This window comes from Azospirillum halopraeferens DSM 3675 (assembly GCF_000429625.1).
Taxonomy (GTDB): domain Bacteria; phylum Pseudomonadota; class Alphaproteobacteria; order Azospirillales; family Azospirillaceae; genus Azospirillum; species Azospirillum halopraeferens.
Map to the genome: position 1 here is coordinate 18264 of NZ_AUCF01000014.1, position 24681 is coordinate 42944.

Annotated in this window: 27 protein-coding genes; 12 read left to right on the forward strand and 15 right to left on the reverse strand. The window is 75.0% G+C overall.

Annotated elements, in window-relative coordinates:
• Position 1 precedes the first annotated feature (1 nt).
• Together G472_RS0114525 and G472_RS37205 are read left to right on the forward strand one after the other, a co-directional pair.
• On the forward strand, positions 2-475 hold the full coding sequence (locus G472_RS0114525; RefSeq protein WP_029008986.1) for a response regulator: 474 nt from the start codon (positions 2-4) through the stop codon (positions 473-475).
• A gap of 5 nt (positions 476-480) precedes the next feature.
• Entirely contained in the window at positions 481-2421 is a 1941-nt protein-coding gene (locus G472_RS37205; protein WP_051340827.1) for a response regulator, read from the forward strand.
• 33 nt (positions 2422-2454) lie between these two features.
• Here the strand turns inward: G472_RS37205 and G472_RS40595 are convergent, their stop codons facing one another.
• The 4 genes from G472_RS40595 to G472_RS0114550 form a co-directional block, all read right to left on the reverse strand.
• Positions 2455-2589: a hypothetical protein gene (locus G472_RS40595; protein ID WP_281173342.1), complete on the reverse strand. Its 135-nt coding sequence runs from the start codon at positions 2587-2589 to the stop codon at positions 2455-2457.
• A 173-nt stretch (positions 2590-2762) separates the two neighbouring features.
• Entirely contained in the window at positions 2763-3371 is a 609-nt protein-coding gene (locus G472_RS33250; protein WP_035692479.1) for a helix-turn-helix domain-containing protein, read from the reverse strand.
• The gene (locus G472_RS0114545; protein WP_051340828.1) at positions 3368-4375 is read right to left on the reverse strand and encodes an alpha/beta hydrolase fold domain-containing protein; all 1008 of its coding nucleotides are present in this window, start codon (positions 4373-4375) and stop codon (positions 3368-3370) included. Before G472_RS0114545 ends, G472_RS33250 begins: the two co-directional genes overlap by 4 nt.
• A 223-nt stretch (positions 4376-4598) precedes the next feature.
• Positions 4599-5051 carry an RrF2 family transcriptional regulator gene (locus G472_RS0114550; RefSeq protein WP_029008989.1) on the reverse strand — a complete coding sequence of 151 codons (453 nt, stop codon included), beginning with the start codon at positions 5049-5051 and terminating at the stop codon, positions 4599-4601.
• 304 nt (positions 5052-5355) lie between these two features.
• Here G472_RS0114550 and G472_RS0114555 point away from each other — a divergent pair, with 304 nt between their 5' ends.
• A complete protein-coding gene (locus G472_RS0114555; RefSeq protein ID WP_156927123.1) occupies positions 5356-6024 on the forward strand; it encodes an FAD/NAD(P)-binding protein in 669 nt (222 codons plus the stop codon).
• Here the strand turns inward: G472_RS0114555 and G472_RS0114560 are convergent.
• Genes G472_RS0114560 through G472_RS33255 form a run of 4 tightly spaced genes read right to left on the reverse strand, consistent with a single transcriptional unit; the run spans position 5918 to position 10581 of the window.
• Positions 5918-6736: a formylmethanofuran dehydrogenase subunit C gene (locus tag G472_RS0114560; protein ID WP_029008991.1), complete on the reverse strand. Its 819-nt coding sequence runs from the start codon at positions 6734-6736 to the stop codon at positions 5918-5920. The genes G472_RS0114555 and G472_RS0114560 overlap by 107 nt on opposite strands.
• Positions 6733-7629: a formylmethanofuran--tetrahydromethanopterin N-formyltransferase gene (gene fhcD / locus G472_RS0114565; RefSeq protein ID WP_029008992.1), complete on the reverse strand. Its 897-nt coding sequence runs from the start codon at positions 7627-7629 to the stop codon at positions 6733-6735. Before fhcD ends, G472_RS0114560 begins: the two co-directional genes overlap by 4 nt.
• Positions 7626-9293, reverse strand: coding sequence for a formylmethanofuran dehydrogenase subunit A (locus G472_RS0114570; RefSeq protein ID WP_029008993.1), 1668 nt, complete (start codon positions 9291-9293; stop codon positions 7626-7628). Before G472_RS0114570 ends, fhcD begins: the two co-directional genes overlap by 4 nt.
• Positions 9283-10581 (reverse strand): molybdopterin-binding domain-containing protein, encoded by a 1299-nt coding sequence (locus G472_RS33255; protein ID WP_156927124.1) that lies wholly within the window; start codon positions 10579-10581, stop codon positions 9283-9285. Before G472_RS33255 ends, G472_RS0114570 begins: the two co-directional genes overlap by 11 nt.
• Positions 10582-10865: 284 nt before the next feature.
• On the opposite strand from G472_RS33255, the gene G472_RS0114580 reads away from it, so the two are divergent.
• The 7 genes from G472_RS0114580 (at position 10866) to fae (ending at position 17425) form a co-directional block, all read left to right on the forward strand.
• The gene (locus G472_RS0114580; RefSeq protein WP_035692481.1) at positions 10866-11870 is read left to right on the forward strand and encodes a beta-ribofuranosylaminobenzene 5'-phosphate synthase family protein; all 1005 of its coding nucleotides are present in this window, start codon (positions 10866-10868) and stop codon (positions 11868-11870) included.
• A 25-nt stretch (positions 11871-11895) separates the two neighbouring features.
• The gene (locus G472_RS0114585) at positions 11896-12792 is read left to right on the forward strand and encodes an NAD(P)-dependent methylenetetrahydromethanopterin dehydrogenase (protein ID WP_029008995.1); all 897 of its coding nucleotides are present in this window, start codon (positions 11896-11898) and stop codon (positions 12790-12792) included.
• A complete protein-coding gene (locus G472_RS33260; protein WP_051340830.1) occupies positions 12770-13948 on the forward strand; it encodes an ATP-grasp domain-containing protein in 1179 nt (392 codons plus the stop codon). The genes G472_RS0114585 and G472_RS33260 overlap by 23 nt, the downstream gene beginning before the upstream one ends.
• A complete protein-coding gene (gene mch, locus G472_RS0114595; RefSeq protein ID WP_029008996.1) occupies positions 13923-14930 on the forward strand; it encodes a methenyltetrahydromethanopterin cyclohydrolase in 1008 nt (335 codons plus the stop codon). Before G472_RS33260 ends, mch begins: the two co-directional genes overlap by 26 nt.
• Positions 14923-15837 (forward strand): ATP-grasp domain-containing protein, encoded by a 915-nt coding sequence (locus tag G472_RS33265; RefSeq protein ID WP_035692484.1) that lies wholly within the window; start codon positions 14923-14925, stop codon positions 15835-15837. Before mch ends, G472_RS33265 begins: the two co-directional genes overlap by 8 nt.
• The gene (locus tag G472_RS33270) at positions 15821-16723 is read left to right on the forward strand and encodes a triphosphoribosyl-dephospho-CoA synthase (RefSeq protein WP_051340831.1); all 903 of its coding nucleotides are present in this window, start codon (positions 15821-15823) and stop codon (positions 16721-16723) included. The genes G472_RS33265 and G472_RS33270 overlap by 17 nt, the downstream gene beginning before the upstream one ends.
• A gap of 177 nt (positions 16724-16900) precedes the next feature.
• A complete protein-coding gene (gene fae / locus G472_RS0114610) occupies positions 16901-17425 on the forward strand; it encodes a formaldehyde-activating enzyme (RefSeq protein WP_029008997.1) in 525 nt (174 codons plus the stop codon).
• Positions 17426-17629: 204 nt separating this feature from the next.
• On the opposite strand, the gene G472_RS0114615 is transcribed toward fae, so the two are convergent.
• Entirely contained in the window at positions 17630-18322 is a 693-nt protein-coding gene (locus tag G472_RS0114615; protein ID WP_029008998.1) for a HisA/HisF-related TIM barrel protein, read from the reverse strand.
• Between G472_RS0114615 and G472_RS33275 the strand changes: the two genes are divergently transcribed.
• Together G472_RS33275 and G472_RS0114625 are read left to right on the forward strand one after the other, a co-directional pair.
• Positions 18321-19304 (forward strand): ATP-grasp domain-containing protein, encoded by a 984-nt coding sequence (locus G472_RS33275; RefSeq protein WP_051340832.1) that lies wholly within the window; start codon positions 18321-18323, stop codon positions 19302-19304. The two genes, G472_RS0114615 and G472_RS33275, sit on opposite strands and share 2 nt — an antisense overlap.
• Before the next feature lie 84 nt (positions 19305-19388).
• Positions 19389-20426, forward strand: coding sequence for a hydantoinase/oxoprolinase family protein (locus G472_RS0114625; RefSeq protein ID WP_245593497.1), 1038 nt, complete (start codon positions 19389-19391; stop codon positions 20424-20426).
• Here G472_RS0114625 and G472_RS33280 read toward each other — a convergent pair.
• From G472_RS33280 to folB, 6 genes are read right to left on the reverse strand one after another with little or no spacing between them, the layout of a single operon-like run.
• Entirely contained in the window at positions 20327-21091 is a 765-nt protein-coding gene (locus tag G472_RS33280; protein WP_084536666.1) for a (5-formylfuran-3-yl)methyl phosphate synthase, read from the reverse strand. The two genes, G472_RS0114625 and G472_RS33280, sit on opposite strands and share 100 nt — an antisense overlap.
• Positions 21088-21666, reverse strand: a complete 579-nt coding sequence (locus G472_RS0114635; protein WP_029009000.1) for a DUF447 domain-containing protein — start codon at positions 21664-21666, stop codon at positions 21088-21090. The genes G472_RS33280 and G472_RS0114635 overlap by 4 nt, the downstream gene beginning before the upstream one ends.
• Complete coding sequence (locus G472_RS33285) at positions 21666-23069, reverse strand: DUF6513 domain-containing protein (RefSeq protein WP_035692485.1); 1404 nt, start codon at positions 23067-23069, stop codon at positions 21666-21668. Before G472_RS33285 ends, G472_RS0114635 begins: the two co-directional genes overlap by 1 nt.
• A complete protein-coding gene (locus G472_RS0114645; protein ID WP_029009001.1) occupies positions 23045-23605 on the reverse strand; it encodes a flavoprotein in 561 nt (186 codons plus the stop codon). The genes G472_RS33285 and G472_RS0114645 overlap by 25 nt, the downstream gene beginning before the upstream one ends.
• Complete coding sequence (locus G472_RS33290; RefSeq protein ID WP_051340833.1) at positions 23599-24255, reverse strand: amino acid kinase family protein; 657 nt, start codon at positions 24253-24255, stop codon at positions 23599-23601. The genes G472_RS0114645 and G472_RS33290 overlap by 7 nt, the downstream gene beginning before the upstream one ends.
• A gap of 9 nt (positions 24256-24264) precedes the next feature.
• Positions 24265-24630 carry a dihydroneopterin aldolase gene (gene folB, locus G472_RS33295; RefSeq protein ID WP_245593498.1) on the reverse strand — a complete coding sequence of 122 codons (366 nt, stop codon included), beginning with the start codon at positions 24628-24630 and terminating at the stop codon, positions 24265-24267.
• Between the last annotated feature and the right edge of the window lie 51 nt (positions 24631-24681).

Sequence of the window (24681 nt, forward strand, 5' to 3'; positions counted from 1 at the left end):
CATGAGCGAACTGAAGCCCATCCTGCTGGTCGAGGACAACCCGCGGGATCTGGAACTGACCCTGGCGGCGCTGGAGAAGTGCCAGCTTGCCAACGACGTGGTGGTGGCGCGCGACGGCGCGGAGGCGCTGGCCTTCCTGTCGCGCCGTGACCCGCACACCGGCAAGCCCATCGGCCTGCCGGCCGTGGTGCTGCTGGATCTCAAGCTGCCCAAGATCGACGGGCTGGAGGTGCTGGAGCGGGTCAAGAGCGACCCCGAGACCCGCCAGGTGCCCATCGTCATGCTCACCGCCTCGCGCGAGGAGAGCGACCTGGTGCGCAGCTACCGGCTGGGGGTCAACGCCTTCGTGGTGAAGCCCGTGGATTTTCAGGAGTTTTTCCAGGCGATCCGCGACCTCGGCGCCTTCTGGGCCATCCTGAACGAGCCGCCGGTCGGCTGCGCCCGGCGCCGGGACTGGACGCCGGCGGGCGGATGACGGCCATGGCGGCGATCGTCGCGATCCTCCACCTGGAGGACAGCCCGCTGGACGGCGAGCTGGCCTGCGCCCACCTGGAAAAGGCCGGCCTGATCTGCGACGTGGAGCGGGTGGAGACGCGCGACGCCTTCGCGGCGGCCCTGGAGCGGCGGCGGTGGGACCTCGTCCTCGCCGACTTCGCCCTGCCCGCCTTCGACGGGCTGGCGGCCCTGGCCATCGCGCGGGAACGGACTCCCGACACGCCCTTCGTCTTCCTGTCCGGGCGCATGGGCGAGGACGCCGCCATCGACGCCCTGAAACAGGGGGCCACCGACTATGTGCTGAAGGAGCGTCTGCCGCGCCTGGGGCCGGCGGTCCGCCGCGCGCTGGCCGAGGCGGCGGCCCTGGCGGAACGGCGCCGGGCCGAAGAGAATCTGCGCCGCCTGCACCGGGCCATCGACGACATCCGCGACTACGCCATCCTCACCCTCGACCCGGACGGGCGGATCGTCTCGTGGAACGACGGCAGCCGCCGCATCTTCGGCTACGCCGAGGCGGACATCCTGCACCGGCCCTTCGACCGGCTGTTCACGCCCGAAGACCGCGCCGCCGGCGTGCCCGGCCGGGCGCTCGACCGCGCCGCCGCCGAGGGGCGCGACGTGGCGGACCGCTGCCTGGCCACCGCCGACGGCCGCACCTTCCGGGCGTCATGCGTGCTGACCGCCGTGCAGGACGAGCGGGGCCGCCGCGTCGCCTGGTCGGTGGTGGTGGAGGACGTGACCGCCCGCCACCGGCTGGAGGAGGAGCTGCGCCGGACCCGCGATGCGGCCGACCGCGCCAACGCCGCCAAGTCCCGCTTCCTGGCCGCTGCCACCCACGACCTGCGCCAGCCCGTGCAGTCCATGATGTTCTTCACCGCCGCCCTTCAGGGGATCGTCGACGGCGCGCCCGGACGCGCCCTGCTGGACAATGTGGAGCGCGGGCTGGAGGCGCTGAAGGGTCTGCTGGACGGGTTGCTGGACATCTCCAAGCTGGACGCCGGCACCATCGAGCCGCAGGTGAGCGATTTTCCCCTGGCCGGGGCCGTCGCCTCCCTGTCCGCCGCCTGCGGGCCGCTGGCCCGCGCCAAGGGCCTGGAGTGGCATGCGGACGCCGCCGCGGCCCCGGCCGTGACGGTGCGCACCGACCGGGTGCTGCTGGAGCGCATCCTGCGCAACCTTGTCCACAACGCCGTCCGCTACACCGAGCGGGGCTCCGTGCGCCTGACCGCCGCGCTGCGGGACGGGCGCGTGCGCATCGCCGTGGAGGACACCGGCGTCGGCATCCCCGAGGAAAGCCTGGACGAGATCTTCCAGGAGTTCCAGCAGCTCGGCAACCCCGGCCGCGACCGCGAGAATGGGCTGGGGCTGGGGCTGGCCATCGTGCGGCGGCTGGCGGATCTGCTGGGGCTGCCCGTGTCGGTCACGTCCGCCGTCGGCCGCGGCTCGGTGTTCGCGGTGGAGGTGCCGCTGGCCGACGCCGCGGCACAGGCTCCCGGCCCCGGTGCGGCGGCCGCCGCACCGGCCGGTCCGGCGGAGCGCCCGCCGGTGGTGGTGGTGGAGGACGACGCGGTGGTGCTGCTGGGCACCACCGCCTTCCTGGAGTCCGAGGGTTACGGCGTGGTCGGCGCCGCCTCGGCGGCGGAGGCGCTGGACAAGGTGCGGGGGCTGGACGTCACCCCCGGCGCCATCGTCGTCGACTACCGTCTGGGCGACTCCATGACCGGCGCCGAGGTGATCGAAGCGGTGCGCGCGCTGTGCGGCGCCCCCGTGCCGGCGATGATCCTGACCGGTGAGATGGCGTCGCAGCATTTCACCGATCTGGAAGCCCGCGGCGTCGAGGTGATGTTCAAACCGGTCGCCGCCCCCGACCTGCTGCGCCGGGTGGCGCGCCTGTGCGCCGGGCGGCCGGAACCGCGGCGGGGATGAGACGGCCGCATCGGTCCCGGCGTCGCCCCGCGGTCAGTGCCAGCGCCGGGCGGGCATGCCCGCGGCATCGTTGAGCGTATCGGTGAGGGATCGCGCGGCGGCTTCGTTCAGGCCGGTGAGGGGGCGGTCGTTGACGACCGCCACCCTGCGGGTCCGCTGGTCGATCACGTACCATCCCGCGCACGCGCGGTGCGCGATCGCCTCATAGGTGCGGTGCGGATCATGGTCCGGGCGCACGCACGTCGGTCGGATCCGGTGCAGGGATAGCGCAGGAGCGGTCAGCGCCCGCGGTGCCCCGACACCTCCGCGCCGGCGCCCGCCGGCAGCCGGTGCCGCCGCCGTCAGGCGATCACCGGCTCCGCGTAGGTCATGACGAGGTAGAGGACGGCCTCCCCGGTTCCGTCGTTGCGGTAGCTGTGGGGAGTGTTGGCATCGAACAGGATGCAGTCGCCCGCCTCCAGCCGGTGCGGGCCGTCGGCGGTGACGATCTCCACCGTGCCTTCGGTCACGGCGATGTTCTCGGTCGTGCCGGGGGCGTGGGCGTCGGCGCGTTCGACCGCGCCGGGGGCGAGGCGGAGTTCGTAGAACTCCACCCGCCGGTCCCCTTCGAGGGGGAACAGCGCGCGCGAGGTGAAGCCGCCGTCGGCGGACGCCAGCACCCGCGCGGCGGCGCGGCGGATCACCGTGGTGCCGACCGACGTCCCGGCGCTGAGCAGGGTCGAGAACGGCACCTCCAGCGCCTTGGCCACCGTCCACAGCGTTTCGATGGAGGCGATGCCGTCGCCCCGCTCGATGGCGGCGATGACGGCGGGCGGGACGCCGGCGAAGCGGGCCAGCCGCTCCGCCGACAGCCCCTGCTGAAGGCGCAGGACCCGGACGTTGGCGGCGATGGTGCCGGCCAGCGCCGCGAGGTCGCCGCCCGCCCCGGCGGCCGCGGGGGCGGCGGTCACGGCCGGGCCCCCGCCACGGAGCCGAGCGCCCGGCCGATGGCCGCGGCGATGTCGGACACCGCCCGGTCGGCGGATCGGACGACCCGCGTCATCTGGGCGAAGGAATGGGGAAGGCGCGGGCAGACCAGAAGGCGGTGCGGCACGTCGGCCGCCGCCAGGCTGTCCGCCAGCCGCAGCGTGTCGTCGAGCAGGCAATCGATTCCGGCCCCCGCCAGAAGCATCGGCGCCAGCCCGCGGTGATCCGCCAGCAACGGTGCCGCCCGTTCATTCACCGGCCGGTTGCCGAGATAGCGGTCCCAGTACCAGCGCATGCGCGCCGTCGACAGCCCGTACCGCCCGTCGCCGAAGCGGCGGTGGGACCCGGTGTCGAAATCGGCGGCGAACATGCCGTAGAGCAGCACGCCCAGCGCCACCGGCGGTCCCCCGTCGCGGGCCGCCAGGGCGGCGTTCAGGGCGATGTTCGCTCCGGCGGAATCGCCGCCCACCGCCAGACGCGACGGGTCGATGCCGGCCGCGGCACCATGGGCGGCCAGCCAGCGCAGCGCCGCCGCGGCTTCGTCGAGCTGGGTGGGGAAGCGGTGTTCCGGCGCCCTGGAATAGGCGACGCCGCACACCACCACCCCGGCCCGGCGGGCCAGCAGGCGCAGCAGGCGGTCGTGCGTGGCGAGGCTGTTGAGAACGAAGCCGCCGCCGTGGAACCACACCAGGACCGGGGCGGGCTCCGGACCCGTATGATCCGGACGGTAGAAACGCAACGCCAAAGGCCCGGCCGGACCGTCGATGACCCGTTCGTCGACCGTGGCCGGCACCGGCATCGGGCCGGCCATGAACCGGTAGTGGCGTTCCGCCGCGCAGCGGGCCTCGGCCAGCGGCTGCGCGAGCGGATCCGCGGCGGGGAAGCCCCGCCGGACCGCCGTCGCGATGAAACGGTCGACCTCGGGGTCCGGCGGTGGCGGGGGACCCGGTGCTCGATCGTCGGCGCGGTCGTCTCCGATCCGGGGCATGATGCGGTCTCCCTTGCTGGCACCGATCTCCGCACCGGCAGGGCGGGCCAGCCCGCCCCCGTCATGCCGGCCCCGGAGCGAGAAAAGTCTGCTGATGAGATAGGAATATGTCAAATCATATTTGACTTGAGAAATGCGCTAAATTTTTAATTGAGCATTCTGAAAACGTGATTTATGGGTGCGTGCCACGGTGCCCCCCTCTCGGAGGCCATCTCCGGATGGTTCAGATGTCGTAATGCAGCGGCAGTTCACCGGTGGATGCGCGATGCTTGACGGCGTCGGCCAGGGTTCTCTTCTCCAGCACGTTGGCGATGGCGTTGCGGACGTCCACCATGGTCCGGCGGATGAAGCACACGTTCGGATCGGCGCAGTCGGCGCAAGGTTGGAAGGACTGCCGGCTGGCACAGGGGATGGGGGCCAGCATGCCATCCATCAACCGGATGATCTCGCCGAACGAGATCTCCGATGCGGGCCGGGCCAGACGATAGCCCCCGGCCTTGCCGCGCTTGGCGAACAGCAAGCCATGCTTGCGCAGTTCCACGAGAATGGCTTCGAGGAACTTCCTCGGTATGGCTTCCCGTTCGGCAATGTCGGCAATGGCGACGAGGTCGTCGCTCCGGTGCTCCGCGAGCATGGTCAGGGCGCGCAGAGCGTATTTGGCTTTTTGTGAGAGCATGTCGGGGAGGGGGCGGTCGAATCGGGGAACGGGCGGACGCGGCGGTATGGTAACCCGGGAAAGGCTATATAACTAACAGGCAATATAGACTTTCAGCGTCCACCTCTCACCGGCCCCTCCCGTCCGGGGAGTTCCCGGGCGGTGCAATCACGACCACATTGGCCGTGATTTGCGGTTCTGCGGAGGCGCCGAGCGCCGTTGCCCGGGGGACCGACGATCCCGCCCTGTTGCGCAAAGGATGTTCGACCATGGCCACCTCTCGCGACGGTCGCGGTGGATCGGCGATCCGTGGAACCCGGCGGCGGTGTCCGCCATCGACCCCGGCGACACGGTTCTCGTGCTCGGCACCGGCCTGACCATGGTGGACACGGTGCTGACGCTGCTCGACCGGGGGAACCGCGGGCCGATCATCGCCGTGTTGCGCCGCGGGTTGCTGCCGCACCGGCACGAGGAAACGCGCCCCTGTGAATCGTTCGTCCGCCCGGAGGTGATGCCGCACACCGTGCTGGACGTGCTGATCGCCTTCAAGGCCGACGTGCACCGGGCGGCGGAGCAGGGTCAGGACCGGCGGTCGGCGTTCGATGCCCTGCGACCGCACCACCACCGGATCCGGGCCAGCCTGTCGGAGGCGGAGCGCCGGCGCTTCCTCCGCCACGCCCGGCCGTTCCGGGACGTTCACCGGCACCGCATGGCTCCGAAGGTGGCCGGGCGCATCGAGGCGGCCCGGCGGGACGGTCATCTGTCGGTCCATGCCGGCCGTCTGCGGTCGCTCACCCTGACCGACGGCGGCATCCGGGCAACCATCGACGGGCGGGACGGCGAGCCGGTGGCCGACATGGCTCAAGTCGTTTCAGGGGGGCCGGTTCTCACCCGGCGGCCACCAGCACCTCGCCGCGGCCGGCGGCGCCGGTGCAGCCGACGAAGCGGTCCACCGGACGGCCGTCGGCCAGGAGGTCGGCGGCCACCGCGCTGATGCCCGCCAGATGGCGGCGCAGCAGGCGCAGGACGACCAGGTCGTGGCGGCCGGCCGGCAGGAAGGTCGGCGGCAGGGCCGCCGGGGCGCGGCCGAGCAGCAGGGTGCCGCGGCGCATGCCGGGGCCGGCGTGCGGGCCGACCGTCCCGGCCACCACCAGCGTGCCGGCGATCAGGCGCGACGCGGCGCCGGGGCCGGCGTCCCCCTCCACCACGATCAGGCCGCGCTTCATGCGGTCGCCCGCCCGTTCCCCGGCGTTGCCGCGCACGATCAGCGTGCCGCCGGTCATGCCGTGGGTCGATCCCGGCCGGCCCGCGCCGGCGAAGGGGCCGGCGTCGCCCGCCACCTCCAGCGTGCCGCCGCTCATCTCCGCCCCGGCCCGCGCGCCGGCGGCGCCCTGCACGCGGACGACCCCGCCGCTCATGCCGCAGCCGGCCTCGCCGCCGGCGTCCCCCTCCACCACGATGCAGCCGCCGTCCAGGCCGGCGCCGATGCGGTCCAGGCGGTCGCAGGGACCGCGCAGCACCAGCGTGTCGCCCGGCGTCCCGTCGATGGCGAACAGCTCCCCCAGGGGCAGCCGCTCCATGCCGACGGTCAGCGTCAGCGCCGCGAGGCCGGCGGGGCCGAGCCCGGCGAGGCGGGCCGGCAGCAGGGCGGAGGCGTCGATGCGGTGGAGCGGCCGTTCCCGCAGAGTGAGGGTGAGGGTGCTCATGCCAGCAGCTCCCGCAGGCGGAAATGGAACTGGCCGAGCTTGCCGCCGTAGTTGCCGGCGCCGATGCGCAGCACCCCGGCCGCCGGGCCGCCCTCGCAGGCCGCGAGGATGCCGGCGCGCATGGCCGCACCCACCGCGTCGGCGCTGAGCCCGTCGATGACGATCTCCATCACCGCCGCGGCGTCGGGCGGCAGGCGGCTGGCCGTCTGCCCGCGCAGCGTCGGGCACCAGGCGTCGTTGGTGGAGGCCATCAGCGCCTTGTAGCGGCTGCCCACCTTGGAGCCGGAACGCACGACCCCGCCGGGGAACGGCATCACCACGTCGGGCACCGCGCACATGGCGGCCACCGCCCGCTCGGCGGCGGCCAGCGCCGCGGCGCGCGCGGCGCCGACGATCAGGATGTTGCCGCCGCCCACCGCCGGGACCATGCCGGTGCGGTCCTCCGCCACGAACTCCCCGTCCATCACCGGCACGCGCCAGTAACGCCGGTCGCCGATGCGCTTGGCGGTCTGGAAACCGTCGCCGAAATAGCGCAGCGCCCGGCCCAGCGGCACCTGCTCCGCCGCCTCCAGCCCGCTGAAGCAGGCGGTGGTCGGGCAGGTCAGGATGCTCTGCCCGACGCGCAGGGCCAGCGCCCGGGCAAGGTCGGCGGGGCTGATGGCGAACAGCAGGATCGCCGCCCCCGGCCGGCCGTCCGGCGTCTCCTCAGGCGCCAGGCGCCGCTCGATGCCCGCCTCGCAGCCGCACCCGATGACGGAGGTGGCGAAGCCGGTCATGCTGCGCGCCGCGTGCTCCACCCAGGCCGGCGTGTCGGCGGTGACGACGATGCGCGTCGCCACCATGCCGAACGCCTCGGCGAAGTCGTCCTCGATCTCGACCCCGGCGATCCTCACGATCCGCCCTCCTTCCGGCAGGGATGCACCACCAGGGCGCCGCGGCCGTCCGCGAACTCGTCGTTGCCGATGCGCAGGCTGTGGGCGCGCAGCCCCGTGCGCCCGGCCATGTGCTCGCCGATCACCCGCTCGATGGCGGGGTCCCAGCCGGGGCGCACCACATGGGTGTCGCCCCACGCCATGGCGACGACCTGCCCGTCACGGGCGATCAGGCGGCCGCCCTTGAACACCAGGTCGGGGGTGCCGAACATGCGCTCGCGGTCGGCGTGCTCGGTGTAGACGACGATGTCGGCGACCGCGCCGGGGCCGAGATGGCCGCGGTCCTCCAGCCCCAGGCTGCGGGCCGGGGCGGCGCGGGTCATGATGGCGATCTCGCACAGGGAGTATTCCCGGCGGATCGACCCCAGCACCGTGGCCGCCGCCGCCGCAGGGTGGATGGTCGCCAGCTTCTCCTCACGGAACGAGCGGTCCATCAGCAGGCGGATCAGGTGCGGATAGCTGGTGAAGGGCGCGCCGTTGGGGTGGTCGGTGGTCAGGAACACCCGCCAGGGGTCCTCGATCAGCAGGAACAGCTCCAGCCCGATGGCCCATTGCAGGGCGTTGACGAAGTTGCGGTCGCGGTAGCGGAACGGCACCAGGCCGCAGCCGCCGTCGCACTCGATGTCCATGCACACCCATTTGGCGGGGTCCGCCAGGCCGGAGTTGCGGTGCTGGGACATGGTGTCGCCCGACGCCGTCACCGTCTGCCCGAACAGGATCTGGCCCACGTCCACCGACAGGGTGGGGGTGCGGTTCACCAGTTCCGCCAGCCGCGCCGCGGCGGAGGAGAAGCGGCGGTCGCCCTCGCGCCCGTAGCTGTGGAACTGCACGTGGGTCAGGTGCAGCGGCATGCCGTCGGCCGCCGCCACGGTGGCCAGCGTCGTTTCGATGTTGCCGGGAATGCCCAGGTCGTTGCAGTGGACGTGCAGGGGATGGGGCACCCCCAGCTCGCGCACCGCCCGGGCCAGGCTGCGCAGGATGGTGCGCGGCGTCAGGCCGCGGTAGGGCCCCTCCTCGTCCAGGCCGAGCTGGCGCAGGTTCTCCTTGAAGGCGAAGATGCCGCCGGGGTTGACCACCTTGACCGCCATGGCCCGCGTCGCCCCCATGATCCAGGCGACGTAGTCGTTCACCGCCTGCTGCCCGCGGTCCTCGGCGAGCAGGCGCAGCAGCAGGTCGTCGTTGCCCAGCATGACGTAGGCGCCCTTGTCGATCAGGGGCGTGTCCGACAGCTCCATGTGGGCGTGGCGGGCGTTGGAGGCGACCATGGCCGGCTCGAAGGCCGCGGTGTAGCCCATCTCGGCGTAGCGGTAGCCGGTGGTGAAGGTGGAGGGCGTGGCAACGCCGCTGCCCGAGCGCAAGCCGTCGACCCCCGCGAAGCGGTGATCGCGGTGGTCCTCGGTCATCAGGCTGCGGGCGATGTTGACCTTGCCGCCGCCGATGTGGCTGTGGATGTCGATGGCGCCGGCCATCACCACCTTGCCGGCGACGTCGATCACCTCGTCCGGGCGCCAGCCGTGGCCGGGGTCGGCGACGATGCGGCCGTCCTCGACGAAGAGATCGCGGGTGGCCCCGGCGAAGCCGTTGGCCGGGTCGTAGACCCGCCCGCCCGCCAGCTTAATGCGCATGCCGCACCTCCTCCAGCGCCGCCAGCAGGTCGCCCAGGACGCGGGCGGCCGGCGGATGCCCCCCCTCCCCCGCCGCCACCGCCCGCAGGCGCAGCGCCAGCGTGCCGTCGGTGCGGAAGACCGTGGCGTCATGGTCCAGCCCCGGCCGGCCGGCCGGAAGGACCACCGCCGGCGTGCCGTCGAACGCCGTCCCCGGCGCCGCCACGGCGATGACCGGCACGCCCCGCGGGTGCGGCACCGGCGGACCGCCGAGGGTGGCGGTCCACACCACCAGATCGGTTTCCCCGGCGGCCAGCACGCGGGACCACGCGTTGTGATCGGGATCGAGCAGCGGGCCGTCGGCGGTGATCGCGCTGCGCAGGCCGCAGCCGGACTGCCAGGTGACCACCTGGTGGGCGCCGGTCAGGTTGGCGGCCCCGCCCAGTGGCAGGCCGAGGCAGCGGGTGGTGCGGTTGAGGTCGCGGATCAGCTCCACCAGCCCCTGCACCGCCAGTTCGGGCACCGGCCCCGGCAGGGCGCCCGCCGCCCAGGCGATGATGCCGTAGCGCGCCGCCGCCAGCCGCGCCGCCAGCGCCTCCAGCGCCGGCCGCGACGCCCCGGCGATGCTCCCGCCCGCCACCGGCCGGCCGGCGACGAGGGCGCGCAGCGCCGCCGCCAGATCGGGCAGGGCCGTCAGGTCGGCCTCCACCACCTCCGGTGGGGCGCCGGTCCAGCCGGCGAGGTCGCCCGGTTCCGGCGTCCAGCCCAGGCACACCAGGGCGCGGCCGGGCGGAGCGTGCAGCCGCTCGGCAAGGCGGGGGAAGCGGCGCACCGTGTCGGGACCGACCAGAACCACCAGATCGCTGCGGGCCCGCACCTCGCCCAGCGTTGCGTTCACCGCCCCGGTGTCCTGAAGCACGGCGAGGTTGCGAAGGTGCCCGTCGGACAGGGCGTGATCGATCACCCCGCCGGTGCGGTCGGCCAGGGCCAGCACGGCGGCCACCGCCTCCACCTCCGCGCACAGGCCGGCGTAGAGGGGGCGGCGGGCGGCGGCGAGCAGCCGGGCGGCGGCCACCGCCGCGTCGGCCGGCGCGGCCGGCGCCCCGGCGATGGTGCAGGCGACGGGCTGCGACCAGCGCTCCAGCCCGGCGGCGGCGGCGGGGCAGCCGGCGTCGCCGGGGCGGGGCCCCTGCGGTCCGGTGACGATCGGCAGGTCGTCGCACCCCAGACCGCAGAACGGGCAGGTGGCGGTCGCGGCGGCGGTGGAAGCGGCGGCGTCCATCAGCGGGCGTGCGCGACGGCGGAACAACCGCCGTCTCCGTTCAGCGACGGTGCGTGTATCCTTTCTTCCCGCATCCCCGACCTCCCGACCGCCCAAGACGACAAGGGCCGGGGTGATCCCCCGGCACTCAATGCTGCGTCTTCGTCTGATCGCATCTTTCCCGTTACAACGTGCCTATTGTCGAACGTAAAGCGGTTGGATGCCATTGGACTTAAGTTGAATGGTTCAACTTGGCATGCGCAGTTGACGGAACGGGGTTCGGCGGGCGAGCATTTGACAAGTTGAAGGCTCGGCAATCGGGGACCCTGACGATGCACATGATCCGCGCGTCGCACCCGGCGCAGGAACCGGCGCCCATGGCGGCGGTCAGCGTCTTCGCGCCGGCGCGCCTGCACCTGGGTTTCTTCGACCTGGACGGGGCGCTGGGGCGCCGCTTCGGCAGCCTCGGCATCACCCTGGACGAGCTGGGGACCGAGGTGACCGTGGCCCGCAGCCCGCGCACCCGCGTCGAGGGGCCGGACGGCGACCGCGCGCTGGCCGCCTACACCGCCATCGCCCGCCGCCTCGGCCTGCCGGACACGGCGGAGATCACGGTGCGCCGGGCGGTGCCGCCGCACACGGGGCTGGGCTCCGGCACCCAGATCGCGCTGGCGGCGGGGACGGCGGCGGCGGTCCTGGCGGGGGTGGACTGGCCGGCCCGGCGCATCGCCGCCCTGCTCGGCCGCGGCAAGCGGTCGGGCATCGGCATCGCCGCCTTCGCCGACGGCGGCGTGGCGGTGGACGGCGGCTGCGCGCCCGGCGGCGGCATCGCCCCGGTGATCTGCCGCATGGCCTTCCCGGAGGACTGGCGCATCGTGCTGATCTTCGACCACGCCCGGCAGGGCGTGCACGGCGCCGCCGAGACCGCGGCCTTCGTCGACCCGCCGCCCTTCCGCGACGCGCCGGACCTGTGCCGGCTGATGCTGATGCAGGCCCTGCCGGCCCTGGCCGAGGGTGACGCGGAACGCTTCGGCGACGCGGTGGGCCGGCTGCAGCGCGCCATGGGTGCCCATTTCGCCCCCCGCCAGGGCGGCGGCTGCTTCACCAGCCCCGACGTCGCCCGAGCGCTCGCCCGGTTCGAGGCGCAGGGGATCGCCGGGGTCGGCCAGTCCTCGTGGGGGCCCACCGGCTTCGCCATCGTCGGCGACGCCGGCCGCGCTGCGGCGCTGGCGGCCGACGCCCGCGCCGCCTTCGCCGACACGCCGGGGCTGGAGTTCCGCGTGTGCCGCGGCCGCAACCGCGGCGCCGACATCACGCCCCCCGGGGTCGCCGGCTGACCGCCCCAACCTGTCCGAGAGACCCATGAACACGCCATCCATCCTGCACGCGCTGACGCCGCTGCCCCACATGAGCCCGTTCGACGTCAACATGGCCTACGACGCCGGCTTCGATGCAGTCACCCCCTACACCGGCCTGACCCTGGACGAGGTGACCGCCTTCACCCAGGACGTCATCTTCTCCCGCGCCCCCGAGAACGGCCGGCGCACCGGCATCTTCATCGGCGGCCGCGACGCCGGCCTGGCGGTGGACATGCTGGAACGCGCCCGCGCCGCCATGCAGCCGCCGTTCGAGGTGTCGGTGTTCGCCGACCCTTCGGGCGCCTTCACCACCGCCGCCGCCATGGTCGCGGTGGTGGAGAAGCACCTGAAGGCGGGCGGCAGGGGCGGATTGGCGGGGCAGCGGGTGGCGGTGTTCGGTGCCACCGGTGTGGTCGGCGGTGTCGCCGCGGTGATCGCCGCGCAGGCCGGTGCGGCGGTGACGCTGGTCGCCCACCGCGCCGGCAGCGGGCTGGAGGAGAAGGCGGCGGAGTTGCGCCGGCGCTTCGGTGTCGAGACCGCCGTCACCGGGGGCGGCGACGACGACGCGAAGGTCGCCGTGCTGCGGGCCTCCGACGTCGCCCTGTGCGCCGCCAGGGCCGGCGTGCAGGTGTTGAGCGCCGCCGTTCTGGCCGCGGCACCGGAGCTGGCGGTGGTGGCCGACGTCAACGCGGTGCCGCCGGCGGGGGCCGAGGGGGTGTCGCCCTTCGACGACGGAACCCCGGTCGCCGGCGGCCGCACCGCCGGCGTCGGCGCGCTGGCCGTCGGCAACGTCAAGTTCATGGTGCAGCACCACCTGCTGCAACGCATGCTGGAGGCCGACAGCCGCCAATACCTGTCCTTCGGGGACGCCTTCGCGCATGCCCGCACCCTGGTCGCCTGACGGCCCGCCCGTCGTCGTGTGCGCGCTGGCCGGGCGGGCGCTGGCGGCGGCGGCGGTGCGCGCCGGCTACCGCCCGGTGGTGGTCGACGGCTTCGCCGACGACGACACCCGGGCGCTGGCGGCGGCCTGCCACGCGGTGCCGCCGGACGGGCGCGGCGGGCTGGCGCCGCGCCCGCTGGCGGCGCTGGCCGACCGCCTGCCCCGCGACGTCGCGGTGGTCTACGGCAGCGGGTTCGAGGGGCATCCCGGCCGCCTCGCCGCCCTGGCGCGCGGCCGCCGCCTGGCCGGCAACCCGCCGGACGCGGTGCGGGCGGTGCGCGATCCCGGCGTCTTCTTCGCCACCCTGGACCGACTGGGCATTCCGCACCCGGCGGTGCGCCGCGACCCCCCGGCCGACCCGGCGGGCTGGCTGGCCAAGCGGGCCGGCGGCAGCGGCGGCTTCGGCGTCCGCCCCGCGGCGGCGGTGCGCCGGGCGGGCCGCGGCCACTGTTTCCAGCGCCGCGCCGCCGGCCGGCCCCTGTCGGTGCAGGTGCTGGGCGACGGCCGCGGGGTGCGGCTGCTGGCCTTCACCGCCGGCTGGTGCGACCCCGCCCCAGGCCTGCCCTGGCGCTTCGGCGGGCTGGCCGGGCCGGTGGTGCCGTCGCCGGGGCTGGCCGGCCGGCTGGCCGCCGCCGCCGTGGCGGTGACCGATGCCTTCGCCCTGAAGGGGTTGTGCAGCGTCGATTTCCTGGTGGCCGGCGACGACGCCCTGCTGCTGGAGGTCAACCCGCGGCCCGGCGCGTCGCTGGACGTGCTGGCGGACGACCCGCTGCTGTTCGCCCGGCACCTCGCCGCCTTCGACGGCGGGCCGGAGCTTGCGCCGCCCCCGCCGCCGCGCGGCGGGCGTGCGGTGGCCGTGGTCTACGCCCGCAGCGCCCTGACGGTGCCGCCGTTCCCGGCGTGGCCGGCGTGGAGCGCCGACCGGCCGGCGCCGGGCACCGCGGTGCCCGCCGGGGCGCCCCTGTGCACCGTTACCGCCACGGCCGCCGACGTTGCGGGGGCCGCGGCGGCGGCCCGTTCCCGCGCCGCCCGCCTGTTGTCCGCGCTGGAGGCCGCCGCCCTCCGTCCGCCGCCCTTTATGGAAGACCGCCATGTCCCCTGCCCCGCCCGCTCCTGATGCCCGACCCGCCGATGGCCGCCCCGGCGTGGCCCGCCGCGCCGTGCCGCTGGTGGAGGCGCTGGTCGCCGACGCCGACGCCCTGCGCCTGGGCGTGTCCCGCGGCCCTTCCGGCGCCACGCTGGTGGACGGCGGCATCGCCGTCCCCGGCGGGCTGGAGGCGGGGCGCCGCATCGCCGAGATCTGCATGGGCGGCCTGGGCAGCGTCGCCCTGGTGCCGGCCGACGGGCCGGTGCCGTTCCGCGTCGCCGTCACCGCCGCCGACCCGGTGCTGGCCTGCCTGGCTAGCCAGTACGCCGGCCTGTCGCTGACCCACGGCGAGGGGGACGGGGCGTGGGGGGCGCTGGGCTCCGGCCCCGGCCGGGCGCAGGCGGCGCGCGAGGACCTGTTCGCCGAGCTGGGCTACCGCGACCGGGCGGACCGCGCCGTCTTCGTGCTGGAGACCGACCGGCCGCCGCCGCCGGAGCTGTGCGTCGAGGTGGCCGGCATGTGCGGCGTGGCGCCCGACGCGCTGACCATGATCCTGACGCCGACCCGCAGCCTGGCCGGCACCGTGCAGATCGTGGCCCGCGTGCTGGAGGTGGCCCTGCACAAGGCGCACACCCTGCACTTCCCGCCGGAGCGCATCATCGACGGCGCGGCCTGGGCGCCGCTGCCGCCGCCGGGGGCCGATTTCCTGGACGCCATGGGGCGCACCAACGACGCCATCCTCTACGGCGGCACCGTCCACCTGTTCGTCGACGGGCCGGAGGAGGAGGCGGAAGCGCTGGCCCGCGGCATGCCGAGCGCGGCGTCGCGCGACTTCGGCCGCCCCTTCGCCGAGCTGTTCGCCGCCGTCAACTTCGATTTCTACGCCATCGACGGGCACCTCTTCAGCCCGGCGGCGGTGGCGGTGACGGCGCTGGCCACCGGCCGGACCTTCCGCGCCGGGGCGGTGCGCCCCGACCTGCTGGCGCGGTCCTTCGGGTTGAGCGATGGCTAGACGCATCGTCCTGTTCGCCGAGTCCGGGGATTCCTGGCACGTCGGCCGCCTGGTCCGCGCGTTCCGCGCCGCCGGCGCGGAGCCGCTGGTGGTGTCGTTGCAGGCGGTGGAGATCGCGGTGGAGCCGGGCTCCCCCGGATTGCGCATCCCCGGCCTGCGCGGCGGCATTCCCGACGCGGCGCTGGTGCGCACGGTGGCCGGCGGCGGGTTCGAGCCGGTGACCCTGCGCCTGGACGTGCTGCACGCGCTGGTCCACCTGGGCGTCCCCGTGATCAACGGGCCGCGCGCCATCGAGCGCTGCGTCGACAAGGCGATGACCAGCTTCCTGCTGCACCGCGCGGGGATACCAACCCCCGCCACCCGGGCCACCGCCGACCCAGAGCGCGCCGCCGCCATCCTGCGCCACGCGCTGGACGCCGGCGAGGCGCTGGTGCAGAAGCCGCTGTTCGGCTCGCAGGGGCGGGACGTGCGGCGGCTCGACCGCGGCGACGCGCTGACGGCGACCGACGGTGTCTACTACCTGCAACGCTTCGTCGCCGGCAGCGGGCCGGATTTCCGCGACTGGCGGGTCTTCGTGGTCGGCGGCCGCGCCGTCGCCGCCATGGCCCGCATCGGCCGCGACTGGGTGACCAACGTGCACCGGGGCGGCCGCTGCGAGGCGGTGCACGGCGACCGGGAGCTGGAATCCCTGGCCGAGGCCGCCGCCGCCGCGGTGGGCGCCGATTACGCCGGCGTCGACCTGATCCGCGACCGGGAGGGCCGCCCGTACGTGCTGGAGGTCAACTCCATGCCCGCCTGGCAGGGACTCCAGAGCGTCGCGGCGGTGGACGTCGCCGCCTGCGTCGTCGAGCACGTGCTGGGCCGCATGGCCGGGGGCGGAGGGCCGGGCGATGCCGTCGTGGATTGAGGTGGCGGTGCGGGACGCCTGCCTGGACGAGCTGCAGGCCCTCAAGCCCGGCAACGTCCACGTCCACGCCGCCGGCGTCGATGCCCTTCTGGCCGATTTCACGCACAGCGCCGCGGTCGCCGCCGTGGCCCTGTGCAACGGCCCGCCCGGCGTCGGCGCGCGCATCCTGCGCGCCGTCCGCGCCACGCGGGACGCCGTGGGGCACAACACCAACCTGGGCATCGTGCTGCTGGCCGCCCCGCTGGCGGAGGCGGTGCTGAACCCTCCGCCGCCCGCGGAGGGCGCGGACGCCGGCGCGGCGCCGCTGCGGGCGGTGCTGGCCCGCGTCCTTGCCGGGCTGACCCGCGCCGATGCCGACGCCGCCTTCCGGGCCATCGCCCTGGCGGCGCCGGCCGGGCTGGGGCGGCCGGCGGCGCACGACGTGCACGAACCGGCCCGGGTCACCCTGCTGGAGGCCATGCGCGCCGCCGCCGGCCGCGACCGCGTCGCCGCCCAGTACGCCACCGCCTACGCCGAGGTGTTCGAGGCCGGCCTGCCCCGCCTCGCCGCGGCGCTGGACGCCGGCGTCCCGGCGCCGTGGGCGGCCACGGCCGTCCATCTGGGGTTCCTGGCCGACGGGCCGGACAGCCACATCCTGCGCAAGCACGGTGCGGCCACCGCCGCCACGGTGTGCGGCGAGGCCGCCGACCTGGAGCGGCGGCGGCGGGACCACGGCGGCGATCCGCGGCCGCTGGCGGCGGCGCTGCGGCGCTTCGACGCCGCGCTGCGCGGCGACGGTCTCAACCCCGGCACCTGTGCCGATCTGACGGTGGCCACCCTGCTGGCCCGCCGCATCGAAAAATCGTTTTTTGGACTTTCGTCCAATTACATCCCGTCGGAAACATGAGGTAAGATCCGCCCTGCCAAATACTGGCGACGGGATGCCTTTTCGCAGAACAGAGCAGCCTGATACTTCAAGACACCATCACCGATTCGGGGTCGGTGGTGTTCCGGTGAGCGCGCCCGGCTTGCGGCGGGGGCAACCGGAGGAACAGCCGGATCACGAACACTGGGAGGATTCCTAATGGCAAAGATCACCAAGATGGTGATTGGTGAATCGCTGGTCGGCGACGGCAACGAGGTCGCCCACATCGACCTGATCATCGGCCCGCGCGGCAGCGCCGCCGAGACCGCCTTCGCCACCAGCCTGACCAACAACAAGGACGGCTTCACGGCGCTGCTCGCGGTGATCGGTCCCAACCTGATGTGCAAGCCGGCGACGGTGATGTTCAACAAGGTCACCATCAAGGACGCCCGCCAGGCCGTCCAGATGTTCGGCCCGGCCCAGCGCGGCGTGGCGATGGCGGTCGCCGACTCCGTGAAGGAGGGGGTCATCCCCGTGCACGAGGCCGACGACCTGTTCATCTGCGTCGGCGTCTTCATCCACTGGGAGGCGGCGGACGACGCCAAGATCCAGCAGTACAACTACGAGGCCACCAAGCAGGCCATCAAGCGGGCCGTCGACGGCGAGCCGACCGCCCAGGTCATGCTGGACACCATGGGCTCCGTCTCCCACCCCTTTGCCGCGGCGGAGTCCGCTCCGGCTTGAAAGTCCCGCGGCGCGTCCCAGGCGGTTGAAAGCACGAAGAGTCCGTCCAAGGAAAGCCTCGGGATGCGTTTGCTCAACTACGTTCTCGGCCGGGCGCCCGCGTCCGGTCCGTAGGCGCCGGCAGTGCCGGTGCAGCTAGGGTGCGCTTCCTCCGCTCGGCCGGCGAAAGCCGGCCGTCTTTTTTTGGTGCGCACCGTCAGGAGGTTACAGCCGGTCGGGAACGATCCGGCCGTCGTGCAGGGCGCTGGCCAGCAGCACGCCGGCCGCACCCCGTTCGGCCAGCGCCGCCAGGTCGGCGGGGGAGCGCACGCCGCCGGCAGCGTAGACGGCCCGGCCGCCGCCCGCCGCCCGCACGGCCGCGAGACGGTCCAGATCGGGACCGGCGTCGCTGCCGACGCGGGCCAGCGTCATGGCGATCAGCCGGTCGGGCCACAGGCCGGGGGCGGCGTCCAGCCCCGGCGGGCCCATGAAGGCGTCGCCGCGGTAGTCGAGGGACAGGGCGACGCGCTCCGCCGGCACGCCGGCGCGGATCGCCGCGAGGTTGTCGGCGGACGCCAGCGTCTCGCTCCCCACGACCACCACCCCGGCGCCGTGGTCGAGCCAGAGGCGCGCCGCCGCCGCCGTCGCCGCCCCGCCGTCCACCCACAGGGTGAGGCCGGGAAAGCGCCGGGCGAGGTCGGCCACCACGGCGGCGTGGTCGCCGGTGCGCCCGATGGCGTCGAGATCGGCGATGTAGAGGGCGCGGAACGGGTGCAGGGCGAGCAGTGCTTCGACGATCGTCCAGGGATCGGCGCCGTCGCACAGGCCGGACCGGATGGGGCGGTAGGCGCCGCGCTCGCCGCGGCGGGCGTGGACGACCACACCGCCCAGCAGATCGATGACGGGGACGAGGTCCATGGTGCGGCGGATCCTGGTGTACGAGTTCGTGACCGGCGGCGGCCTCGGCGGCTCCATCGCCGACGGGCCGTTCGCGGCCCTGCTGCGCGAGGCCGACCTGATGGCCTGCGCGCTGGCCGACGATCTCACGGGGGTGCCGGGCGTGCAAGCCACCCTGCTGCGCGACCGCGCCCTGCCGCCGCCCGCCACCCGCGCCGCGGTCCTGGCGGTGGACGGCGGTGATCCCCGGGCCATCGCCGCCGCCATCGCCGCCCACGACGCGGTGTGGCCCATCGCCCCGGAGACCGGCGGCCACCTGGAGCGGGTGTCGCGCCTCGTCCTCGCCGCCGGCCGCACCCTGCTGGCCAGCGCGCCGGAGGCGGTGGCGCTGGCCGCCGGCAAGCGCGCCACGGCGCAGCGGCTGGCCGCCGCCGGCGTCCCGGTGATTCCCGTCCACCCCCCGTGGGCGGCCCCGCCGTCGCCGCACGGCTGGGTGGTCAAGCCCGACGACGGCTGCGGTGCGGAAGGGGTGCGGCGCCTGCGCGGCCCCGCCGACCTGGCCGCCTGGCGGGCCGAGGTGCCGCCGGCCGGCTGCGTGCTGCAACCCTACGTGCCGGGGGAGCCGGCCAGCCTGTCCCTGCTGTGCCGCGGTGGCCGGGCGTGGCTGTTGTCGGTCAACCGCCAGCTCATCGCGGAGGAGGCCGACGGCACGCTGGCGTTCGGGGGCTGCGCCGTCGGCGCGCTCAACCACCGGGCGGCCGAGGTCGCCCCGCTGGCCGCTGCCGTTGCCGCCGCCATCCCCGGCCTGTGGGGGCACGCGGGCGTCGACGTGATCCTGACCGGCGACGGCCCGCGGGTGGTGGAGGTCAACCCGCGCCTCACCACCTCCTACGCCGGCCTGCGGCGGGTGACGGGCCGCAACCCCGCCGCCCTCGCCCTGGCCGACGACGACCCCGACCTCCCGCCGCCGCGACCGGGGCCGGGGGTGGAGGTGCGGGTGTAGTGTCATGGCCGTCCCCCGCCGGAGGCGGGGGAGGAGATGCGAGGAAATGCAAGGGGGGCTGGGTCCGGAATGCAGGAGACATCCATGATCGGCTGGGACATCGGGGGCGCGCATCTCAAGGCGGCGTGGATCGCGCCGGACGGGAGCGTCGGTGCGGTGCGCCAGGCGCCGTGCCGGCTGTGGGAGGGGCTGGACCGGCTGGACGCCGCCTTCGCCGCCATCCTCGCCGACCTGCCGCCGGCGCGGCGCCACGCGGTGACCATGACGGGGGAACTGGTGGACCTGTTCCCCGACCGCGCCCGCGGCGTCGCTGCCCTGGTGGCGGCCGCCGCCGGCCGGCTGCCGGGGGAGGTGCGGTTCTGGGCCGGCGAGGCCGGGTTCCTGGATGCCGCGGCGGCGGCGGACGCGGCACAGCGCGTGGCCTCGGCCAACTGGCTGGCGACGGCCGAAGTGGTGGCCCGCCGCTGCGGCCACGCGCTGGTGGTCGACATCGGCAGCACCACCACCGACCTGGTGCCGGTGGCGGCCGGCCGGGTGGCCGCTCGCGGTCGCAGCGACCGCGAGCGGCTGGAGGCGGGCGAGCTGGTCTACACCGGCCTGACCCGCACCCCCGTCATGGCGGTGGCCGACACCCTGCCCTGGCGCGGCGCCACGGTGCCGGTGATGGCGGAGCATTTCGCCACCACCGCCGACGTCCACCGGGTGCTGGGGCGCCTGGACGAGACGGCCGACCAGCACCCGCCCGCCGACGGCGGCCCGGCGACGCCCGAGGCCAGTGCCCGGCGCCTCGGCCGCTGCATCGGCGTCGATCTTGAGGAGGCGCCGTGGCCGGCCTGGCGCCGGCTCGCCGCCGCGGCGGCGGAGCGGCAGATGCAGACGATCACGCGCGCGGCGCACCGCGTGCTGTCGGCCGCCCTCCCGCCGGACGGTCTGCCGGACGGCATCCCGGACGACGCGCCGGTGGTCGGTGCCGGCGTCGGCCGCGCCCTGGCCGCGGAACTGGCGCGGCGGCTGGACCGCCCCTATGTGGACGTGGCCGGGGCGCTCGGCGTCGGCGCCGACCATGCGGAGTGGGCGGCGCACTGCGCCCCGGCGGTGGCGGTGGCACGGTTGCTGGCCTGAACCGCGGCGCGCACCGCCGCCAGCCGCGCCGGGTCGAGGGCGCCGGCCCGGCCGCCGTCGCCGCACAGGGCGCCGCGGAAGCCCAGATAGTCCGGCCCGGCCGCCGCCGCGGCCGCCACGTCGGCGAGCCGCAGCGACCCCGCCAGCCCGCTCATCAGACCCAGACGCCGGGCCCGCGCCGTGAAGGCGCGCAGGAACCCCGCGTCGCGGTGCCGGGTCAGCGGCCCCGCCGTCTTGCCGGCGGTGTCCAGCATGGCGCCCACGAAGCCCGCCGCGGCCAGCCGGTCGAGGGCGTCGGGATCGGGCCGGCGGTCGGCGAACAGCACCGCGACCAGCCGCAGCCCCGCCGCGGTGCGCGGCGCCAGCGCCGCCAGGCAGCCGCCGAGGTCGCCGTCGAACAGGCCGATCTTGACGATGTCCACCCCCATAGCGGCGGTGGCGTCCACCGCCGCGGCGACGCGGGCGGGGTCCAGCGGCAGGTCGCCGACGGTGGCGCTGACCGGACGCCGTCCGGCCACCGCGGCGACGCAGGCGCGCAGCACCTCCGGCGGCAGCGCCCCCAGCGCCCCGGCGGCGGGGTTCTTCAGGTCGACGATGTCAGCGCCGCCGGCAACGGCCAGCCGCGCCTCCGCCGCGTCCCGCACGCTGGCCAGCAGCCCGATCATGCCGCCGTCCCCGCCGCCCGGCCGGCGCGCCACGCCGCGACGTGGTCGACCAGCCATTGCCACGCCTCCGCCTCCTCCGGCGCGGCGGTCTTGCGCACGGCGACGGCCAGGTGCTCCATCTCCGCGTCGATCTGCCGGGCCGGCAGCAGGTGCAGGCGCGACACCAGCACCGCCCCCTCGATCACCGCCGCCTTGGCGCGGTTGAGGCCGCGGAAGGGGGCGTGCGTCTCCTCGTGGACGATGGACAGGGTGAAGCGCGGGCGCACGGGGTCGTCCTCGACCCGCACCACCTCGACCTCGGCGTGGGCCAGCGCCGTCTCCAGCACGCCGCCGGCGACGCGGCGGGCGGGCCGCGTCGGCCAGTCGCGGCGGCCGCACACGCAGCCGGCGAAGACGCGCACGTCGTCGGTGTAGTTCAGCACCGCCTGGCGCCGCGCCATCAGGTTGTCCAGCGTGCGCGACGGGCGGAAGGGGGACAGGACCGGCGCGCCGTCCGGCGGCAGGATCAGCCCCATGGGGGCGGCGTGGGGCGTGCCGTCGGGGCTGAGGGTGACGACGACGATTTCGCGGATCATCACTCGGCCGCCTCCTGTGGTTGGGACGGGGGTCTGGCGTGGCGGCCGGACTCCGCCGGCGGTTCGCGCACCGCCACCCCCCAGGCGAGTTCGCGGTCCTGGGCGTAGCGCTTGCCGAGCTGCGCGGCGATCTGCGCCCGCGCCATCTCGACGCCGAGGTAGAAGGCGTGCGACGGGTCGTCCACCGACAGGCGGCGCCACAGGTCGAACGGGTCGGTGCCCACGTGGTGGCCGTCGCGGTTGTAGACGTGCACGCCGTCCGACGATACCTCGATGCGGAAGTTGGGGTCGCGGATGCCGGCGGCGGTCTCGGCGATTTCCGCCGGCGTGCTGGCGAAGGGTCGGCGGTCGCGCAGGCACAGCAGGGCCGGGTCGAGGCGCGCCGGCGGCATGCCCGCCGCCACCGCCCCGTGCATCAGGCGCCGCGCCGCCGCCGCCTCGCGCACCGCGTGGCGGCAATGGGGGCTGACCTGCACCACCAGCACCGCGCCGATCGCCAGCTCCGCCACCATGGCCATGAGGATGGCCGACAGGCCGGTGGTGTCGGCGTCGGTCAGCTCCGTCACGTTGCCGACGCCCATCAGCATGGGGGCGTCGGGCAGGCGGCGGCGCAATTCGTGGTAACGCACGACCGAGGCGGTGAAGCCGCTGCCCACGGGGTCGAGGATGGGGTCGGCGTAGAAGGGCCGCCCGGCGTCGAGCAGGCGCCGCGCCGCCCGCTCCAGGGAGTCCAGGTCGCCGGGACGGGACGGGATCAGCACCGGCACCGCCGTCATGGCGTCGGCCAGGTGCAGCGTCTCCTCGGTCAGGCTCAGCACGAACGCAGCACCGGCCGCGGCGCCGCGGCGCAGCTCGTCGGTGTCGCCGCTGTCGACGCTGACCCGGTGGCCGGCGGCGGCCAGGGCCTGCACCGCCTCCTCCAGATGCGGGAAAGGGGTGCCGGGCAGGCCGCCCAGGTCGATCACGTCGGCGCCGTCCGCGGCCAGCGCCGCGGCGCGCTCCAGGATCTGCGGCACGGTCAGGGTCGGCGCCTCGACGATCTCGGCGAAGATCAGCGCCGGCGGTGCGGCGCCCTCGGGCGGCGGCGGCAGGACGCGGGCGGCGCCGAAATGCTCGGGCAGGTCGATCAGCTCGTCCGGGCCGCGCTCGAACGGCACGCCGAAGGCGGCGGACAGGGCGTCCAGGTCGCCGCGGCAGCGGCCGGGCAGCAGCACCCGGTCGGCCTGCCCGACCCCGCCGCGGGCGGCCAGACGGCGGTGCACCAGGTCGGCGGTCATCAGTCCGGCGACCTGCACGCCGATGTCGCGCACCTCCCACGCGAAGGCCGGGCGCATGGCGTCCAGCACCTGGCGCAGGCGCCGCTCCGCCAGGTGGCCGGTCAGGAAGAGGATTCGCTCAGACATGCCGTCCGCTCCCGCACCGCCGCCGCCAGGCCGGCCACGCTGTCGACGACGGTCATCGCCTCGAAGCCCCGCAGCCGCTCCACGTTCTCCAGGTCGATGCGGCGCGGGTAGACCTTGACCATGCCGTCGGGCGCTTCGGTGTCCATTTCCGGCGCGGTGTCGCAGGCGAAGACGATGGTCGGCACCCGGCATTTGCCCGCCTGCGCCAGCACGTTGGTGACCAGCGTGTCGGAGATGCCCAGGACCGCCTTGGCGATGGTGTTGGAGGTGGCGGGTGCGACCACCAGCGTGTGGTAGTGGCCGCGGTAGAACCGCCCCACCGGCACGGCGCTGGCGGTGCGGTCGCGGAAGATGCGGGTGTGCTCGGGCAGGGTGACGCCGGTGCGCCGGTACATGCGCACGACCTCGTCGGCGGCGGCGCTGACGAACAGGTCGGCGTTGGGCTGCTCGCGCATCAGTTCCAGGGATTCCCGCAGGTAATGGCCGGACCCGGTGACCGCCCAGGCCAGCCGGGGGAAGAGACGGGTGGTCAGCATAGGGCAGCGGCCTCCCACGCCGGGGCGGGGGCGATGCGCCCGCTCAGGCCCGACCGCCCCTGCAGCGCCGCGGCCAGCAGGTCCTGGTCGCCGGGGCCGAGGCAGGCGGCGGGGCAGCCCTGCGGCGCGAAGCGCGGGAAGGCGGCGTCCACCAGCCCGTGCGCCGCCGCCAGCCGGGCCGGCGTGCCGTCGGGAGGCCGCGGCGCCGACTTCACCAGCACCAGGGCCGCAGCGTCCAGCCGGTCGCACAGCCACGCCGCCAGGCTGTCGGAGGTCACCGCCCAGCCGTGCGGGATCTCCGCCGCGGCCAGCGCCAGCGCCGTCGGCGCCCACACCGGCACCAGCCCGTCGCGGCGCGCCCGCGCGATGTCGTCGAAGGTGACGGCGGGCACAAAACCGTGGCCCAGCGCGCACAGCACCGCCCCGTACTGCTCCATGGCCAGCAGGGCCATGCGGTGGGCGGTGGAATCGTCGAAGCGCAGGGCCGTCTGGGCGTCGCGCACCGCGTCGGCGAAGGGACCGCCCCCCGGCACGACGACGACCCGCCGCCGCCCCGCCTCCAGCGCCGCCAGCCAGCGGGCGAGGTTGGCCGGGCCCGCCGCCAGGCTGCCGCCGATCTTGATGACCCAGGGCCGCGCCGCGCCCGCCATCGCCCGCTCTCAGGCCCGGCCGCGGGAGCGTTCGATCTCCACGCCGACGCCGTCGGTCTCGCGGAAGACGTCCAGCTTCTCCACCGACAGGCGCACCGCCTCCACCCGGCGGTCGGCCAGGCAGATGTCGGCGATGGCATCGGCCAGCGTCTCCACCAGATTGATGTGGCCGGACTCAACCAGGGAGCGGATGCTGTCGATGATGGTGTCGTAGGACACGACGTTGGCGATGTCATCGTCCAGCGGCGTCACGCTTTCCTGCACCGTCATCTCAAGATTGATGCGGACGCGCTGCCGTTTTGTCTTTTCGTGTGCGTAGACACCGATGCTGCACATCAACACCAGGTCCTTGACGCGAATTCGGTAAGTCCTCACGGCGGGTATCCTGCCATTCCGTGGCGCGAGCCCGGCGGCGAGTGCCATCGG